The following is a 490-nucleotide window of genomic DNA, read 5'->3' on the forward strand; positions in this document are numbered from 1 at the left end:
CTGCAGACGGCCTTTGCGTCATGCTGGGCCTTGCCCCGGACGAACAACGTCTCAGGGTCTTGGCCGGCGCAGTTGGCCTCCCTGGCCCACTCGTCCACCCACAGACCCACCGTTGCGACATCACTCATTACAATCACCCCTCCCGGCCCGGCGCCTCCCATGACTACCGAGCCGACCCGGGCCGTCCCACCGGCCCCGATCATGCGGACCCCCCACAGGCCCAAGGAGGACACTACGAGCGCAGGCCCTGTCCTGATATAGACCGTTTGGACTGTTTCGCGCACGACATGACTAGTCACTTTCGCCGACTTCTGTGAGTCACCCCAGCCGGCTGTAAAGGTCTACAGCTGCGAAACGACGTGGAAACGGACGCGAGCTGGGACTGTGGCGTCCGTCGTCCTCGCCCGTCTTGCGGCTGCTAGACGATTCCCGTAGGACCGGTGTCTGGCCAGACTCGGTCTAGGTGATCAGCGGGCAGCTCTCCATGCGG

The sequence above is a fragment of the Terrabacter sp. GCM10028922 genome, from assembly GCF_042666095.1.
Taxonomy (GTDB): Bacteria; Actinomycetota; Actinomycetes; order Actinomycetales; family Dermatophilaceae; genus Terrabacter.